We start from the raw sequence: 16,241 nt of genomic DNA on the forward strand, positions 1-16,241 counted from the left end.
CTGCAATGTAGAATATCATTGCAGTCACCAGGTGAACGAGGGAGCGGGTATGTCCAAGCGTGTGGCGATCATCGGGACGCGCGGGTACCCGTCCTACTACGGCGGGTTCGAGACGGCCGTGCGGCACATCGCACCGCACCTGGCCGACGCCGGCTGGGACGTCACGGTCTACGGCCGTCCCGGACAGGAACGGGTGGACGATCCGTCGCTCGACCACCGGGTGACCCGACGCACGACCCGTGGCCTCGAGTCGCGGTCGCTCTCGACCCTCACGTACGGCCTGACCGCCGTCCTCGACACGATCCGACGACGGCCGGACGTCGCGCTCGTGATGAACTGCGCGAACGGGTACTGGCTCCCGCTCCTTCGGCTCGCCGGCATCCCCACCGTGGTCAACGTCGACGGCATCGAGTGGGAGCGCGCGAAGTGGGGGCGGCTCGCCAAGGCGGTGTTCAAGACCGGCGCCCGGGCCACCGCACGGTTCGCCGACCGGCTCGTCTTCGACGCCGACGCCATCGGGGACTACTGGCGTCGCGAGTTCGGCCGCTCCGGCGTGATGATCCCCTACGGCGGCACGGAGTCCGACGTCCTGCCGCTGCACCCGGACGACGCGCACCTCGCCGGGCGACCGTTCGCCCTCGTGGTGGCGCGGTTCGTGCCGGAGAACACGGTGGCCGAGTTCCTCGTCGCCGCGGAGCGCATCGCCGAGCGCCACCCGGTCGTCATCGTCGGGTCGACGGGCTACGGCGGGGAGCTCGACACGGCCGCGCAGGACCTCGCCGACCGGAACCCGGGTGTGACCTGGCTCGGCCACGTGTCCGACGACGACCGGCTCTTCGCGCTGTGGCAGCACGCCGGTGCGTACTTCCACGGGCACAGCGTCGGCGGGACGAACCCGGCCCTCGTGCAGGCGATGCACTGCGGGGCGCCCACCGTGGCCCGCGACACCGTCTACAACCGCGAGGTCCTCGCCGGCACCGGCGTCCGGTTCGTCCAGCCCGACTCCGGCGCGATCGCCGATGCCGTCCTCGACCTGCTCGCCGACCCCGTCGAGCAGGAGCTGCTCCGGGGCGGCGTGCGTGACCGGGCCCGCTCGGCGTACACGTGGTCGGGGGTCTGCGGCGCGTACGAGCACGCCCTCGCCGAGCAGGCCGGCGTCGCGACCCGCCAGGCGGTGGCGGCGTGAGCGCATCGGTGGGGAGCATGCGGATCGTCCCCGAGTTGCGGGCCGCCCACATCGAGCGCCACCTGCTCGGCACACCCGCAGAGCTCCTCTACCTCGACGTGAACTACGACCTCGCCGGGACGGACCTCGCTCCCGGCATCCAGCGAGTGACCATGACGGGAGCGCTCCGTCGGTTCTTGACCACCACGGCCACCACGCTCGAGGTCCCGGAACCGCTGTGGATGCGGTTCTGGCCGAAGCACGTGCTGCTCGCGGCCGGGTTCCGCGCTGCGGGGGTGCTCCGGCGTCGTCGGCACCGGGTGGTCACGTACGCGATGGAGAACAACGACCTCGCGACCCTCGTGGGCGGGCGTCGCCGGGTGCCGGGCGTCGTCGTCCGGCTCGTGGGTCTGCTCGTCGGCGCCGTTGCTCGACTGACCATCGACCGCATCGCGTTCGCGAGCGACGACGCACGTGCCACCTACGCGTCCCTCCCGTTCACCGCGGCGATCGAACAGTCGTCGACACTCGAACTGCCCCGCCCCGACGATGCCCCGGTCGATCCGACCCCGCTGACATGCGTGTTCGTCGGGGCGATGGAGCAGCGCAAGGGCGTGCAGGAGCTGATGGATGCCTGGCCCGCCGTCGAACGCACCGTTCCCGGCGCGACGATCGTGCTGATCGGGCCAGGGCCACTCGAGCCACTGGCAGCCGAGTGGGCCGCCTCGTCCCCGTCGACGCGGCGAGTGACGGGACGACTCCCGCACGCCGCCGCTGCCGCCGTGGTCCGCTCGTCTGCGGTCCTCGTCGCTCCCTCGGTCGCCGACGGACGCTGGCGGGAGCAGATCGGTCTGCCGATCAAGGAAGCCCTCGCCGCTGGCCTGACGATCGTGACCACCGACCAGACCGGGCTCGCCGGCTGGCTGCGCGACCACGGTCACGGCGTCGTCCCGCCGACGACCCCGGCGTTCACCCGGCGACTCGCGCGAGCGATCACGAGCGCCCTGCGGGCCCCGCTGGACCGAGAGCAGGTGCGAGCTGCGCTGCCCGAGCGGGACGGCCGACTCGCTGCCGACGCCTGGTTGCACGGTCAGCAGGCACGACTCGTCGCCGACGTGCCGACCCGTCCGATCGGAGTCGTCGCATGAGTGCACGCGACGTCATCGTGGTGAACACCCTCGGCGGTGCGCTGCACCACTACGCCCACGGACTGGCTGCGACACTCAGCGCCTCCGGAGCACGGGTGTCGGTCACCGACGTGCACGAGCCGAGCGTCGCAGGAGGCTCGGGTGTCGACTGGGTACGGCGGTACCTCCTCGCATTGTGGGCCGCTCGCCGGGATGGCCGTCGTGGTGGGGCCCGGGTCATCGTGACGTGGCCGGTCCTCGGCCACCTGGATCGCGTGATCATGCGCGTCGTCCTCGGCCGACGGGCCGAGGCGGCCCTCGTCGTGCACGATCCCCACCCGCTGGTGCGAGCCCGCGGGTACGGCGTCGTCGCGCGTCGGATCGGTTCGCTCGCGCGTGGTGTCCGCCTGATCGTGCACAGCAGGACCGCCGCGACCGCCCTGCGAGACGACTGTCCGGGCACCGAGCCCGAGCTGCTGCCGCACCCTGTCGCCCCGCGCCCGGTCCCCGTCACGGTGTCCACCCCTGGCGACCGTCCGGTGGTCCGGGTCCTCGGGCAGTTCAAGCCCGACCGCGACCTTGCGTTGCTCGCCGGGATCGGTCAGGAGATCGGACACTCGCACCGCCTCGAGATCGTCGGGCGACGGTGGCCCGAGGTCGACGGGTGGTCCGTGACGGACGCCTTCGTCGACGAGGACCGGCTCGACGAGCTCCTGGCCACCGCGGACGCCGTCGTCGTGCCCTACAAGCGGTTCTTCCAGTCCGGCATCGCGATCCGCTCGCTCGAGGTCGGGACGCCCGCGGTCGGTCCCGCTGGTTCGAGCATCGCCGACCTCTACCCGGACGACCGCTACCTCGGCGACGGTTCGGTGTCGTCCTGGTGCGACGCGATCTCGTCGGCCTCCGCCGCGGAGCGCGACGAGACGCGTGCCGTGGCGTCGCGAGCCGACCGCGTCTGCCGTGCGGCCTGGGCGGAGTGGCTGATGCGCTGACCGCGACCGGCGGCCGCTGCCGTATCCTGACTCGGCCATGCAGTGCGACTACTTCGACCGCGGGGTGTGCCGCTCGTGCACGCTCATGGGGCAGCCGTACGCCGAGCAGGTCCTCGACAAGGAACTCCGGACGCGCGAACTCCTGCACGACGCGGTCGAGGCAGCCGGGGGGCCGGGCTCGGTCGAGTGGCTGCCCGCGATCACCAGCCCCGAGTCCGCGTACCGCAACAAGGCGAAGATGGTCGTCGGCGGGACCGTCCAGCACCCGACGGTCGGCATCCTCGACCACCGGCAGCGCGGGGTGGACCTCCGGCACTGCGGCATCTGCACGCCCGGGATCCAGCACGCGCTCCCGATCCTCGCCGGGTTCATCGCGGACGCCGGACTCATCCCCTACGACGTCGCCACCCGCCGGGGCGAGCTGAAGTTCGTGCTCGTGACGGAGTCGCCGGACGGGGAGCTCATGGTGCGGTTCGTCCTGCGCTCCGAGGGACAGCTGGCGCGGCTCCGGCAGCACCTCGACGCGCTCCACCGGGTGCTGCCGAACGCCGTCGTCGTCACCGTGAACCTGCTCCCGGAGCACAAGGCCGTCACCGAGGGGGAGCGGGAGATCGTGCTCACCGAGCGGGAGACGCTCTCGATGCGACTCGGTGACGTCACGATGCACCTCCGCCCGCAGAGCTTCTTCCAGACGAACACGCACGTGGCCACCGAGCTGTACGCCCAGGCCTCGGCGTGGATCGACGAGGTGGCGCCGGCGTCGATGTGGGACCTCTACTGTGGCGTCGGCGGCTTCGCCCTGCACGCGGCCCGCCCCGGTCGCGCGGTGACGGGCATCGAGACCAGCCGCGAGGCCGTCCGGTCGGCAGGGCAGTCGGCGCGCGAGGCCGGCCTCGAGGGCGTCCGCTTCGCCGCGGACGACGCGACCGAGCACGCACTCCGTGCCCGACCCGACACGGTCCCCGAGCTCGTCGTCGTCAACCCGCCGCGGCGCGGGATCGGCGAGACGCTGTCGACCTGGCTCGAGGAGTCGGACGTCCGGCACGTCGTCTACTCGAGCTGCAACCCGGTGACCCTGGCGAAGGACCTCGCGCGGATGCCGTCGCTGCGCCTGCGGCGCGCGCGGGTGCTCGACATGTTCCCGCAGACGGGCCACCTGGAAGCGGTGACGCTGCTGTCCCGAGGGTGACCGACCGGCGGACGGGAGGCGCGGGTCGGCGCCGCCACGTGCCTCCTGGCCGTCATTGCCAGGGAATTGCCAAGGTGACGTACCCGGGTCCGCCGCGATGACCATGCCCATGGGGATCCACGCGTACAGGTTCCGTCCCGGGAGGCATGGCACCAACGGGTAGAACCGTTTGTCTCGGTTTGATAACGGTGAAGAGTTTCCTATGGTGGCCGACCGAGGCGCCACCGGCACGAGACCACTGCCCCCGGCGGCGCACCCCACGACACGACCGCGATCGGTCGGGACGGGCAGTGGCGATCGGCTCTCGATCCGTGGTCCCGGTGGAGCAATCAACCATGAAGAAGCTTTCTCGTACCCGCACCATCGTCGGTGGCCTCGCCTTCGCAGGCATCGCCGCGACGGGTGTCGGCCTCGCGGCGGCGCCCGCGAACGCAGCATCCGGCTCGACCTGGGACGCCCTCGCGCAGTGCGAGTCCGGCGGCAACTGGGCGATCAACACCGGCAACGGCTACTACGGCGGCCTCCAGTTCAACCTCGGCACCTGGCAGGCGAACGGCGGCACGGGCAACCCGGCCTCCGCGAGCCGTGCGACCCAGATCGCCGTCGCCGAGCGCGTCCTCGCCTCGCAGGGCTGGGGCGCATGGCCGGCCTGCTCCGCCCAGCTCGGGCTGAGCGGCACGACCGGCGCCGCCCCGCAGGCCGCCGCTCCGGCTCCCGCCGCCCCGACCCAGCAGGCCGCCCCGCAGCAGCAGGCGCCGGTGCAGCAGGCCGCCCCGCAGCAGGCCGCGCCGTCGACCCCGGCCCCCGCGACCGAGGCGGCCCCGGCTGCCCCGAGCAAGCCCGCGGCCGTCAAGACGAGCGGCAAGACCTACACGGTCGTGTCGGGCGAGACCCTCGACAGCATCGCGACGAAGCTGCACATCAACGGCGGCTGGAACAAGCTCTGGGCCGCGAACACGTCGACCATCGACGACGCGAACCTGATCTACGCCGGCCAGGAGCTCCAGCTCCCCGCCTGATCGTTCCTCCGATCGACAGGACGCCCGGTGACCAGGTGGTCACCGGGCGTCCTGCTGTGTCCGGCTACTGCGGGTTGTCGGCCAGCCACCCGGCGACGTCGTTCGACCGGAGCGCCTGGGACAGCGACTGCACGGCGATGGTGTTCACCGCGACGTAGGACTGTCCGTCCGCCGAGGTCCCGCCGCCCGCGGTCGGCATCGTGAACGTCCGCAGGTCCGACGGCCGGACGTCGCGCAGGGACCAGCCGAGGTCGACCATCGTGCGGACGGTCAGACCGGCGTCCACCGAGAGGTACTCGCTCGTCGCCCGGAGGAAGTCCTGCACGCGCCCGGGGTTCGTGAGGGTGTCGCGCGAGAGGAGTCCGTCGACGATCCCGCGCATGAACGCCTGCTGGTTCCGGACGCGGGTGTGGTCGGCGTCGGCGAAGGCGTACCGCTCGCGGACGAACGCCAGGGCCGCGTCGCCGTCGAGGTGGTTCGCGCCGGCGGTGAACTCGTACCCGCGGGCCGAAAACGCCGTCCGTGACTGCACCGTCACCCCGCCGAGCGCGTCGGTCATGCCCGAGAAGCCGGCGAAGTCGATCTCGGCGACGTGGTCGATGCGCACGTCGAGCAGGCGTTCGACCGTCTGCACCGTCAGCGGGACCCCGCCCCAGGAGTACGCCGCGTTGATCTTCGCGGTGCCGTGGCAGGGGACCTCGACCCACGAGTCGCGCATGATCGACATGAGGTACACGGCCCGCTTGTCGGCCGGGACGTGGGCGAGCATCAGGGTGTCCGACCGACCACCGGCAGCGCGGTCGCCGTCGGGGTCGGCGCCCTGGCGGGAGTCCGATCCGATGAGCAGGATGTTCTGCGCGCCCGCGGCCGGAGCGGGGCGCGCGCCGGTCGGGAACGGGTCGGCGAGGACGTCGGCGTCGTAGCTGCGGACGAGGCCGGCGATGAAGAGGCCGGCGACGACGGCGAGCACCGTGGCGACGGCGACGAGCGAGCCGGCGGTGCCGAGGACGGCGACGAGGAACGGGCGCTTCCGGCGACGTCGGCGCCGCTTCCGGCCGTTGCTGCCCCGGCTCCCGCTCCGGCTCGAGCCGCTGCTGGGGGGCCTGCGGGCGCTCGATCCGCTCCGGGGTGCCCGCGGTGCGGGGGCGTCGGTGCCGGCGTCGGCGGCAGCGATCGATGCTGCCTGCGCTGCCGCCTCGGCCAGTTCGGCCGCATCGGCTGCTTCGGCTCGTTCGGCGGCCTGACGGGCTGCTCGGCGCTCGGACATCGGGTCTCCTGCGGGTCGGGTCGGTCGTGCTACCGACTCCGCGAGTCTACCGTATGTGGTATATCAACCGCTAGGTCATCAGTGGGGACGGTGCTTCTCGAGCAACACCGTGAGCGCCCCGCGCAGAGCCGGGTCGTCTGGCAGGAGGTCACGCTCGATGTGCCGGGCGGTCTCCCACGCCTCGCGCCCGTGCTCCGTCACCGTGACGATCCGACGTCGACGGTCGTCCGGGTGCGGCGAGCGTTCGACGAGCCCGTCGCGCTCCATCCGCTCGAGCGTGCGGGACATCGTCTGCGGCTGCACGCGTGCCGTCCGTGCCAGGGTGTCCGCGCCGGTCGGGCCGGTCCGCACGAGGATGTCGATCGCGATGAGCGCCGCGTGCGGGAGGCCGATCGCACGCAGACGCTCGTCCCAGTCCCGTTCGATCGCCCGGGCAGCGGCGGAGAGGAGGCGCCCCAGCGGCCATGCGTCGGGGGTGTCGTCCATGACCCGAGTCTACGGATCCCGTTCCTTCGACCTCTCTAGTAATCAGCATGCTGACGATTGGAGTACGCTCACCGACGTGTCCCGCTTCCTCCGCATCGTCCTCCCCGCGCTCGTCATCGTGGTCTGGCTCGCGATCGCCTCCGTCGGCGGTCCCTTCTTCGGCAAGATCTCCGAGGTGTCCACGAACGACCAGACGTCGTTCCTGCCGGCATCGGCGGACGCCACCAAGGTGCAGGAACGCGCGTCCGAGTTCCGGCAGGCGTCGGGCGCCCCGGCGATCATCGTGCTCGAGCGCGACGGCGGCCTGACGGCTGCGGACCAGCGCGCCGCGACCACCCTGGCCCAGCGGCTCGGGGACCGCGACGACGTGCAGGGCGTCAGCCCGGTGATCCCGAGCGAGGACGGCGACGCGGTCGAGATCGTCGCCACGCTGACCCAGAGCGCGGACACCGGTGACGCCGTCGAGGCCGTCCGCGCCGACGTCGAGGACGCGCTGCCGTCGGGGGTGCAGGGCTACGTCACGGGTCCGGCGGGCTTCACCGCCGACCTCACCGAGGCCTTCGCGGGCATCGACGGGCTACTGCTCGGTGTGGCGCTCGCCGCGGTCTTCGTGATCCTCATCATCGTCTACCGCTCGCCGCTCCTGCCGATCCTCGTGCTCGGTACCGCGACGTTTGCCCTGTGCGCGTCGATCCTCGTCGTGTGGTGGCTTGCCAAGGCCGACATCGTGACCGTGAACGGCCAAGTGCAGGGGATCCTGTCGATCCTCGTCATCGGCGCCGCGACCGACTACGCGCTCCTCTACACCGCACGCTTCCGCGAGGCACTGCGCGACCACCGCACCGGGTGTGACGCGACGAAGGCCGCCCTGCGGGGAAGCCTCGAGCCGATCCTCGCCTCGGGCGGGACCGTGATCGTCGGCGTGCTCTGCCTGCTGCTCTCCGACCTCAACTCGAACAAGGCACTCGGTCCCGTCGCTGCCATCGGCATCGCGTTCAGCCTCCTCGCCGCGCTCACCCTGCTGCCCGCGCTCCTGCTGGCGTTCCGGCGCGCGGCGTTCTGGCCGCTCCGCCCGAAGTACGGCAGCGCGCACCCCGTCCTCACCGGGCCCGACGCCCGCGGGCTCTGGGCACGGGTGGGCCGGCTCGTGGCGCGCCGCTCCCGGGTCGTCTGGATCGTGTGCACCGTCGGGCTCCTCGCGATGGGCACCGGCCTCGTCGGACTCAAGGCCGACGGCGTCCCGCAGAGCGACCTGGTCATCGGGAGCTCGCAGGCGCGCGACGGTCAGGACGTGCTCGCGGACCACTTCCCGGGCGGGTCCGGCAGCCCGGCACAGGTCATCGGCGCCGCGGTGGAGACCGACGAGCTCGCCGCCGCGATCACCGGCGTGGATGGCGTGGACAGCGTCGTGGCGGCCGCGAAGGACGCACCGTCCGGCACCGTCCCCGTGACGACGAGCGGCAACCCGGGTGGCACCACCGGTGTGACCCCGACCGTCTCCCGCGGCGACGTGCTCCTCGAGGCCACCCTGTCCGACCCGGCCGACTCCGACGCCGCCGAGCACACCGTGCGTGCCCTCCGCACGGCGGTCGAGCGGGTGGACCCCGGCGCGATCGTCGGTGGCGCGACCGCGACCGCCGTCGACACGAACGACACCGGCATCCGGGACCGCACGCTGATCATCCCCGTGGTGCTCGCGGTCATCCTGCTCATCCTGATGCTGCTGCTCCGGAGCATCGTGGCGCCGCTCGTGCTCATCGGCAGCGTCATCGTGTCCTTCGCCGCGGCGCTCGGCGTCGGTGCCCTCGTGTTCGACCACGTCTTCCACTTCCCCGGGGCCGACCCGAGCGTTCCGCTGTACTCGTTCGTGTTCCTCGTGGCGCTCGGCGTGGACTACAACATCTTCCTCATGACCCGGGTGCGCGAGGAAGCCCTGCAGCACGGTCCGCACGAGGGCGTCCTGCGCGGGCTCGGGGTCACGGGCGGCGTGATCACCTCGGCCGGGGTCGTCCTCGCGGCGACGTTCGCGGCGCTCGGCGTGATCCCGATCCTGTTCCTCGTGCAGATCGCGTTCGTGGTCGCCTTCGGTGTGCTGCTCGACACGATCGTCGTCCGGTCGCTGCTCGTCCCCGCGCTGGCGTACGACCTCGGGCGCCGGGCCTGGTGGCCGTCGCGCCTGTCGCGTCCGGCCCATCACATGTGACACGCTGGACGCATGCCAGTTCCTTCGACGCAGCCCGCCGCCGAGCGGAAGCTCCTCCGTGACACCGTGCAGGACAAGATCCGGGACGCGATCATGGACGGCACCCTCGAGCCGGGCGAACGGCTCAACGACGACGACCTCATCGCCTGGCTCGGTGTCTCCCGCACCCCCATCCGTGAAGCCCTCGCCGAGCTCGCCCGAGCCGGACTCATCGAGATGGCGCCGAACCGGTACACCCGCGTCGCCGCCCCGACGAAGGACGAGCTCCTCGACGCCTACCGCACGCTCGGCGTGATCTACGGCGGTGTCGCCCGCCTCGCGACGCCGCGCTTCACGGACGCGCAGCGCAAGAAGGTCGTGAAGACCCTCGACGACGTCACGGCGCAGGTCGAGGCCCGGCACCAGGGCGAGGTCGCCCAGCACGGCGCGGACATCTACGCGATGTGGGCGGACCACTGCGGCAACCCGTCGCTCGAGCAGCTCTGCAAGGCGACGACGGACGGGCTCGCGTTCAAGCTGCGGGTGCCGGAGCTGGCCGAGCTGGTGCCGGCCGAGGTCGTGCTGCCGGAGCTCGAGAAGCTCAAGGCCGCCGTCGTCGCGAAGGACCCGATCGCCGCCGAGCTCGCCATGGAGGCGATCCACCTGCTGCCGTCGCGCGACTGACGCGACGAGCGCGACCGGCGCGACGAGCGCGACCGGCGCGACCACCTGACGGCCAGGAGGCGCGGTGCGGGCCCGCACCGTCCCTCCTGGCCGTCAGTCAGTGCGTCAGTGCGCGACCGCGCTGATCATGCCGAGGCCGACGCTGATGCGGTCGGCCACCTCGATGAGGTCCTCGGCGAGCGACGCGGTGTCGCGGTCCCGCAGCTGCGTCACCCGCCCGGAGATCGACAGCGCCGCGACGATGCGCCCCGACGCGTTCCGGATCGGTGCCGCGATGCAGAACCGGCCGAGCGCGACCTCTTGGTTCTCGACGCACCAGCCGCGCTTCGCCGAGGCCTCGAGGTCCGCCGTCAGCGCGTCGTGCGACGTGATCGTGTGGTCCGTGTAGCGCGCGAGGTCCGCGCCGAGCAGCGCCTCCCGCTCGGCCTGAGACAGGTCGAGCATGAGCGCCTTGCCGAGCGCCGAGGCGTGCAGCGGCTGCCGCATGCCGATCATGGTGTGCGACTTCGGGGCGAGTGAGCCCTCGAAGTGGCAGAGGTAGATGCAGGCCGCGTCGTCCTGCACCCCGACGTTCGCGGTGAGGCCGATGCGGTGTGCGAGCTCCTGCGCGGCGGCCCGGCTCTCGCGGTGGACGGGGTTGTGGTTGAGCCCCTGGCTGGCGAGCTCGAGGACGGCCCGTCCGACGGAGTACCCCTGCGACTCGGGGTCGCGTCGCACGTACTCGAGCGACTCGAGCGTGGCCAGGAGCCGCCCGGTCGTCGACGTGCCGAGGCCGATCGCCCGTGCGATGTCGGAGGCGCGCATCGCCCCGTCGGCGGCACCGAGCGCGCCGAGGACCGCCGCGGCGCGCTCGATGCTCTGGTTCGGAGGGGTGGTGGCCATCCGCCCATTCTGTCCCGTGGAGTCGATCAGGACACCGTGACACCGCTGACGAACTGGTTCGTCCGCACCTGTGCCGTGGTGAGGGGTGCGCCGCCGAGCACGACGTCCTCGAGGGCGACGTCCGACACCCCGTGCGTCGCGTCCCACCCGGACAGCGTCACCGTGTCGGCCGTGACGTCGGTGAAGTCGCGGATCGTGATGCCCGTGATCCTGCCCCGCTCGTCGCGGTACCCGGTGTCGTTCGAGTACTGACCCTTGAGCACCTGCAGCACGATGGCCTGCCCGCCGACCGGCTGCGACTCCACGTGGAAGCCGTCCACGGTGACGTCGGAGACCGTCGCCCAGTCCTGGACGTCGAACTTCAGCGCGACCTCCTTCGCGCGGAGCACGTACGACTGCGTGATGGAGACGTCGGTGAAGACCTCGGTCTCCATGGACGAGCCGAACCGGACGGGGTTGCCGCCGGTGACGTTCCAGAACGTGGTGTCGGTCGCGTGCAGCCCACGGGTCTCCGGCTCGCCGTTCGTGGCCGCGTCGAGGGCGTGCCAGCCGAAGCCGTCGTCACCGCTCATCACGAAGTTGTGCTCGACGGTCATGTCCTGCACACCGTCGGTGTCGATGCCGTCGTTGTTGATGAGCGTGCCCATCAGGTTCAGCCAGGACACGTGGATGCCCGAGGAGCGGATGTACAGCGTCTGCCACCACTGGGCGTTGCGGACGCCGATGCCGGACACCGTGATGTCCGAGCTGTCGTGGAAGCGGATCGCCATCGTCTTGTCGGTCCGCGACGTGTCCGAGCCGGCGTCGAGGATCCCGCGCCCGAGCACGTGCACGCCGGTGACGCCGTCGCCGTCGATGCGCCCGTGCACGAGGGCACCCGGGGCGAGGTAGACGGTCTGGCCCGACACGGGGCGGATCACGCCGGCGTCGTGCTCGCCGGGCCCGAAGTACAGCACGTCGGGGTCCGACGCGGACGGCACCGCGGTCTCCGACGGCGTGACGAAGAGGAACAGTGCGCGGACGCCGGGAGTCTCGATGACGAGCGGGTGCGCGTCGCGGATCGTGAAGGTCACGGTGTCACCGGCCCGGGTCGTGGCGATCCCGAGCGTCCGGGGCGTGACGACCGGGGTGGCCGACGCGGCGAGGCCGGGCATCGTGACGCTGATCGTCGCGGTACCCGTCCCCTTCGCGAACATCGCGACGTCGTGCGAGGTGCCGCTCACGGACTCGGCCTTGACCGGCACGGCCGTCCCGTTGACCGACACCGTGTGCGCGGTGGCGGTGGGCGACGTCGGGTTCCCCGGGTTCGCCTGGATGCTCGCGGTGCCGGCGGCGACCGCGGTGCCGGACGCGACGGCCGGCGGCCCGACGACCCCGACGGTGGTGAGCGACAGTGCGACGGCCGTCGCGATGGTCAGTGCGCGCAGGCGCATGGCGATCTCCCTTGATCGTGGTGGTGCTGCGGGTGGTGCGGTGGGTCAGTAGACCTTCACGGCGCTCGCCGACGCGAACGGTGAACCGTTCGTGGCGGTCACGACGACGCGGAGCGAGGCGGTCCGCGTCGGCGCGACGTCGTGCACGCGGTGCCGGTGCCGGTTGTCGGTGACGGTCGCGAGTCCCTGCCACGATCCGTCGACGCACGCCTCGATCCGGTAGTCGCGGGCCAGGGTCGGGACCGCGTCCCACGGCGTGCGGTGGTGGTGCAGGTTGATGAGGTCGGCGTCGACGTCGTCGTTCCAGACGATGCGGACCTCGCGGACGTCGACGGGCTCCGCCCAGTCGAGGGTGAGGGTCGCCGCGCCGTCGTCCGGGTCCGACGACCACAGGTGCGGTCCGCCGAAGGGGCGCTGGTAGCCGTCGGTGACCCGGGAGGCGCGCCACGCGTCCGACGCGTCGGCTGCGGTGAACGCGAAGGAGCGTCCGCGCAGGGCCCGCGCCTCCCAGTCGGTGACCGGCTGGTCGGCCTCCTCGGGGATGTGGTCGTCGAACTGCTCGTCGTCGGCCGTGCGGGCGCGGAGCGCGAGGACGCCGTACGGGTGCCCGTCGGTGAGGACCAGGCGCACGCCGGGGGTCCGGCGGACCACGACCACGGCGTTGCACGGCTCGTCCGGCCGGAACCCGAGGTCGACGACCGCCTCGCCCGCCCCGGCGGGGACGCTCGCGGTGTGCGTCGACACGTGCGCGATCGGGGCGTAGTTCTGCGGCCGGCCCGTGGTCCAGAGCTCGATCGTGACGTCGGTGTCGTGGTCGGCGACGGTCCGGAACGCGACGGAACCGAGCACGGGGTCGACCGGCACGACCAGCGCCGCGTCGCGGTCGAGCGCGAAGGTGTCCGCGGTCGCCCACTGGGTGGTGTCGAGCCGGACGAGTTCGCTGCTCGCGCTGATCCGGGCGCGCTGGGCGAGGTCCGCCCCGTCGTGGGCCCGGACGCCGATGAGCGGCGCGTCCTCGCGGAGGAGCGTCTGCTGCAGCATCGCGACGTGGTCGGCGCCGAGCTCGCGCGGCGCGAGGCCGTGGCGGGCGGCGAGGTGCGCGGCGGTCCCGGCGGCCTGGCCCTGGGTCGCGCAGGTGGCCATGACGCGGGTCGACCCGAACGCGACGTGCGACGCGGAGATGTTCCGGCCGGCGAAGAGCAGGTTGGCGACGTCCGCCGAGTAGAGGGAGCGGAACGGGATGTCGTACGTGCCGTCGGTGTACCGCTGCTGCGCCCCGGCGGTCTCGGCGTAGACGCCCTCGACCGGGTGCAGGTCGATCGACCACCCGCCGAACGCGACCGTGTCCGGGAAGGTCCGCTGCGAGAGGAGGTCCTGCTGGGTGAGGGTGTGGTCGCCCACGAACCGTCGGTACTCCCGCTTGCCCGGGATCGCGCCGACCCAGTCCAGGGTGAGCGAGTCGGCGTCGAACGCGCCGGAGTTCTTGATGTGGTCCCAGATGCCGTAGACGACGCCCCACAGCTCGTCGCGGATCCGTTCGTTCTCGGTGACGGTGTCGAGCTCGCCGCCCCACTCGATCCACCAGTAGTTGCAGCCGTTGTCCCCGGTCTTGATCGCGCGGTTCGCCAGGATCGGCGTCGTGCTGAGGTCCTTCGCGATCGACGGCGGCACGAACTTCTCCGGGCGGCCGGTGTCGTGCGTGGAGAAGAAGATCGAGCTGCCGAGCAGTTCGTCGTCCGGCTGTTCGGGCGCCCACTCCTCGCCGTGTTCGTCGCAGCCCTCGCGCCCGATCCGGTACGACGCCCCGGCCAGGGCGCCGACGAGCCCGTCTCCCGTGCAGTCGAGGAACACCGGGGCGGTGAACGTCGTCTCGACCTCGGAGCCCATCGTCCAGCCGGTGACGGACGCGATGCGCGGTGCGCCGGCCTCGTCGTCCACCGTCGTCACGGTCCGCACGTCGGTGTTGAGGTGCAGGTGGACGTTCGGCTCGGCGCGCACGAGGTCGAGCACGACCTGGTCCCAGTAGATCGCGTTGCCCTGCGGGTTCCGGTACTGGTTCTCGAGGAACAGCTCGCCCATGATCCCGGTCTCGCGGGCGAACCGCTGCGTGCCGTGGGCGGTGGCACCGACGACCCACACGCGGATCTCGCTCGAGGAGTTCCCGCCGAGGACCGGGCGGTTGGTGACGAGAGCGACGCTGGAGCCGAGGCGGGCGGCGGCGACGGCGGCGCTCACACCGGCGAGGCCACCTCCGACGACCACGACGTCGTGGTGCTGTTCACGGGACTGCATGGCGGCTACGGTATCACTTGCTGGCGAGACTTTCCCACTGTGTGGCAAAGTCTGCCCGGCGAGTGCTATCGTCAACCAACTCTCGACAACGAAGTGTGAGGTCTCCCCATGAGCGACGGAACCCAGACGCGCACCAGCGCCGACGCCGCCAACGCCCCCGTCCCGGACCTGTTCGGCGACGACGCCCGCCGCCGGAGCATGCGGAAGGTGATCGTGGCGGCCGGCGTCGGCCACTTCGTGGAGTGGTTCGACTTCGGCCTCTACGGCACCCTGGCGACGGTCATCTCGCTGTACTTCTTCAAGCAGGGGGACCCGCAGGTCGCGCTGCTCTCGGCCTTCGCCGTGTTCGGTGCCGGGTTCGTGATGCGTCCGCTCGGTGGACTCTTCTGGGGCTCGCTCGGCGACCGGGTGGGCCGGAAGACGACCCTCGCGACGGTCATCCTCATCACGAGCGGCGCGACCGCGGTGATGGGCATCCTGCCGACGTACCAGAGCGTCGGGCTGCTGGCGCCGATCCTCCTCGTCGTGGTGCGGCTCGTGCAGGGCTTCGCCGCCGGTGGTGAGGGAGCGGGGGCGACCACGCTCCTCGCCGAGTCCGCGCCTTCGAACCGACGCGGCTTCGTCACGAGCTTCATCGACGTCTTCGGCTTCGCGGCGTTCATCGTGGGTGGCGGCCTGGTCTTCCTGTTCACCACGATCGCGGGCGACGGCGCCCTCGAGTCGTGGGGCTGGCGCGTGCTGTTCCTCATCGCGCTGCCGCTCGGGCTCGTCGGGCTCTACCTCCGCTCGAAGCTCGAGGACACCCCGGAGTTCCGCGCGCTCAAGGCCAAGGGCGACCTCGCGAAGAACCCGCTGCGGCGATCGCTCCGCACCGGGTGGAAGGCCCTGCTCTTCTGCGTCGGGTTCGTCGTCCTCAAGGCCGTCGGGCACTGGATCCTGCAGACGTTCATGCCGTCGTACCTGCAGGCCGACCTCGGCTACTCGCCGCTCGTGTCGTACGGCGTGGTCGTCATCGGGTTCATCGTGATCGCCGGACTCGTGCCGTTCTTCGGCCTGCTCTCGGACAAGATCGGCCGGAAGCCCGTGATGCTCGCCGGCTGCGGCGGCTTCCTCGTGCTCACCTACCCGACGCTCATGCTCATGAACGCCGGCAACTTCTGGGCCGCCGCCGGCGCGATGGTGCTCCTCGGGCTGTTCATGGCGGCCTTCGACGGTGCCGTGAGCGCTGCGATGGCCGAGCTCTTCCCGACCGCGATCCGCTACGGGTCGATGGGCATCGCGTACAACATCAGCGTCGCGCTCTTCGGCGGGATCACGCCGTACTTCGCCACCTGGCTGATCACGGCGACGGGCAACACGTTCGCGCCGGCGTTCTACGTGATGGCGGCCGCGGCGATCACCGGGATCACGGTGCTGCGGGCGCGGGAGACCAACAAGGGCAAGCTCGCGTCCTGAGACGCGACCGAACACGGACGGGAGGCGCGGTGCCGGCTGGCACCGCGCCTCCCGTCCGCCGGTCGGTC

13 protein-coding genes are annotated in these 16,241 nt (G+C 71.8%); 8 read left to right on the forward strand and 5 right to left on the reverse strand.

The window, feature by feature from the left end:
* Positions 1 to 49: 49 nt before the first annotated feature.
* From QE359_RS05130 to QE359_RS05150, 5 genes are all read left to right on the forward strand, one after another.
* Positions 50 to 1,186 carry a glycosyltransferase gene (locus tag QE359_RS05130; protein WP_309778021.1) on the forward strand — a complete coding sequence of 379 codons (1,137 nt, stop codon included), beginning with the start codon at positions 50 to 52 and terminating at the stop codon, positions 1,184 to 1,186.
* A complete protein-coding gene (locus QE359_RS05135; protein ID WP_309778022.1) occupies positions 1,183 to 2,313 on the forward strand; it encodes a glycosyltransferase in 1,131 nt (376 codons plus the stop codon). The genes QE359_RS05130 and QE359_RS05135 overlap by 4 nt, the downstream gene beginning before the upstream one ends.
* On the forward strand, positions 2,310 to 3,284 hold the full coding sequence (locus QE359_RS05140; RefSeq protein ID WP_309778024.1) for a hypothetical protein: 975 nt from the start codon (positions 2,310 to 2,312) through the stop codon (positions 3,282 to 3,284). Before QE359_RS05135 ends, QE359_RS05140 begins: the two co-directional genes overlap by 4 nt.
* Positions 3,285 to 3,321: 37 nt before the next feature.
* The gene (gene rlmC / locus QE359_RS05145; RefSeq protein ID WP_309778025.1) at positions 3,322 to 4,473 is read left to right on the forward strand and encodes a 23S rRNA (uracil(747)-C(5))-methyltransferase RlmC; all 1,152 of its coding nucleotides are present in this window, start codon (positions 3,322 to 3,324) and stop codon (positions 4,471 to 4,473) included.
* 335 nt (positions 4,474 to 4,808) lie between these two features.
* Positions 4,809 to 5,492: a transglycosylase family protein gene (locus QE359_RS05150; RefSeq protein WP_309778027.1), complete on the forward strand. Its 684-nt coding sequence runs from the start codon at positions 4,809 to 4,811 to the stop codon at positions 5,490 to 5,492.
* A gap of 64 nt (positions 5,493 to 5,556) precedes the next feature.
* Here QE359_RS05150 and QE359_RS05155 read toward each other — a convergent pair whose 3' ends face one another.
* Entirely contained in the window at positions 5,557 to 6,759 is a 1,203-nt protein-coding gene (locus QE359_RS05155; protein WP_309778028.1) for an LCP family protein, read from the reverse strand.
* Positions 6,760 to 6,837: 78 nt separating this feature from the next.
* The gene (locus QE359_RS05160; RefSeq protein WP_309778029.1) at positions 6,838 to 7,245 is read right to left on the reverse strand and encodes a MarR family transcriptional regulator; all 408 of its coding nucleotides are present in this window, start codon (positions 7,243 to 7,245) and stop codon (positions 6,838 to 6,840) included.
* Positions 7,246 to 7,321: 76 nt separating this feature from the next.
* Here QE359_RS05160 and QE359_RS05165 point away from each other — a divergent pair, with 76 nt between their 5' ends.
* Complete coding sequence (locus QE359_RS05165) at positions 7,322 to 9,448, forward strand: efflux RND transporter permease subunit (RefSeq protein ID WP_309778031.1); 2,127 nt, start codon at positions 7,322 to 7,324, stop codon at positions 9,446 to 9,448.
* Positions 9,449 to 9,460: 12 nt separating this feature from the next.
* Positions 9,461 to 10,111: a GntR family transcriptional regulator gene (locus tag QE359_RS05170; RefSeq protein WP_083295114.1), complete on the forward strand. Its 651-nt coding sequence runs from the start codon at positions 9,461 to 9,463 to the stop codon at positions 10,109 to 10,111.
* A 105-nt stretch (positions 10,112 to 10,216) separates the two neighbouring features.
* Here QE359_RS05170 and QE359_RS05175 read toward each other — a convergent pair whose 3' ends face one another.
* From QE359_RS05175 to QE359_RS05185, 3 genes are read right to left on the reverse strand one after another with little or no spacing between them, the layout of a single operon-like run.
* Positions 10,217 to 10,993, reverse strand: a complete 777-nt coding sequence (locus QE359_RS05175; RefSeq protein ID WP_070417242.1) for an IclR family transcriptional regulator — start codon at positions 10,991 to 10,993, stop codon at positions 10,217 to 10,219.
* Between the two features lie 26 nt (positions 10,994 to 11,019).
* Positions 11,020 to 12,426 carry a hypothetical protein gene (locus tag QE359_RS05180; RefSeq protein WP_309778036.1) on the reverse strand — a complete coding sequence of 469 codons (1,407 nt, stop codon included), beginning with the start codon at positions 12,424 to 12,426 and terminating at the stop codon, positions 11,020 to 11,022.
* Positions 12,427 to 12,471: 45 nt separating this feature from the next.
* Positions 12,472 to 14,793 carry an FAD-dependent oxidoreductase gene (locus QE359_RS05185; RefSeq protein WP_396127720.1) on the reverse strand — a complete coding sequence of 774 codons (2,322 nt, stop codon included), beginning with the start codon at positions 14,791 to 14,793 and terminating at the stop codon, positions 12,472 to 12,474.
* A gap of 33 nt (positions 14,794 to 14,826) precedes the next feature.
* Between QE359_RS05185 and QE359_RS05190 the strand changes: the two genes are divergently transcribed.
* Positions 14,827 to 16,173, forward strand: a complete 1,347-nt coding sequence (locus QE359_RS05190; protein WP_309778040.1) for an MFS transporter — start codon at positions 14,827 to 14,829, stop codon at positions 16,171 to 16,173.
* The last annotated feature ends 68 nt before the right edge of the window (positions 16,174 to 16,241 follow it).

Source organism: Curtobacterium sp. SORGH_AS_0776, from assembly GCF_031453355.1.
Taxonomy (GTDB): domain Bacteria; phylum Actinomycetota; class Actinomycetes; order Actinomycetales; family Microbacteriaceae; genus Curtobacterium.

Coding starts and splice junctions, on each gene's coding strand:
- QE359_RS05190 (WP_309778040.1), top strand. CDS start 14,827: ATGAGCGACGGAACCCAGACGCGCACCAGCGCCGACGCCGCCAACGCC.
- rlmC (WP_309778025.1), top strand. CDS start 3,322: ATGCAGTGCGACTACTTCGACCGCGGGGTGTGCCGCTCGTGCACGCTC.
- QE359_RS05180 (WP_309778036.1), bottom strand. CDS start 12,426: ATGCGCCTGCGCGCACTGACCATCGCGACGGCCGTCGCACTGTCGCTC.
- QE359_RS05155 (WP_309778028.1), bottom strand. CDS start 6,759: ATGTCCGAGCGCCGAGCAGCCCGTCAGGCCGCCGAACGAGCCGAAGCA.
- QE359_RS05130 (WP_309778021.1), top strand. CDS start 50: ATGTCCAAGCGTGTGGCGATCATCGGGACGCGCGGGTACCCGTCCTAC.
- QE359_RS05140 (WP_309778024.1), top strand. CDS start 2,310: ATGAGTGCACGCGACGTCATCGTGGTGAACACCCTCGGCGGTGCGCTG.
- QE359_RS05170 (WP_083295114.1), top strand. CDS start 9,461: ATGCCAGTTCCTTCGACGCAGCCCGCCGCCGAGCGGAAGCTCCTCCGT.
- QE359_RS05160 (WP_309778029.1), bottom strand. CDS start 7,245: ATGGACGACACCCCCGACGCATGGCCGCTGGGGCGCCTCCTCTCCGCC.
- QE359_RS05175 (WP_070417242.1), bottom strand. CDS start 10,993: ATGGCCACCACCCCTCCGAACCAGAGCATCGAGCGCGCCGCGGCGGTC.
- QE359_RS05150 (WP_309778027.1), top strand. CDS start 4,809: ATGAAGAAGCTTTCTCGTACCCGCACCATCGTCGGTGGCCTCGCCTTC.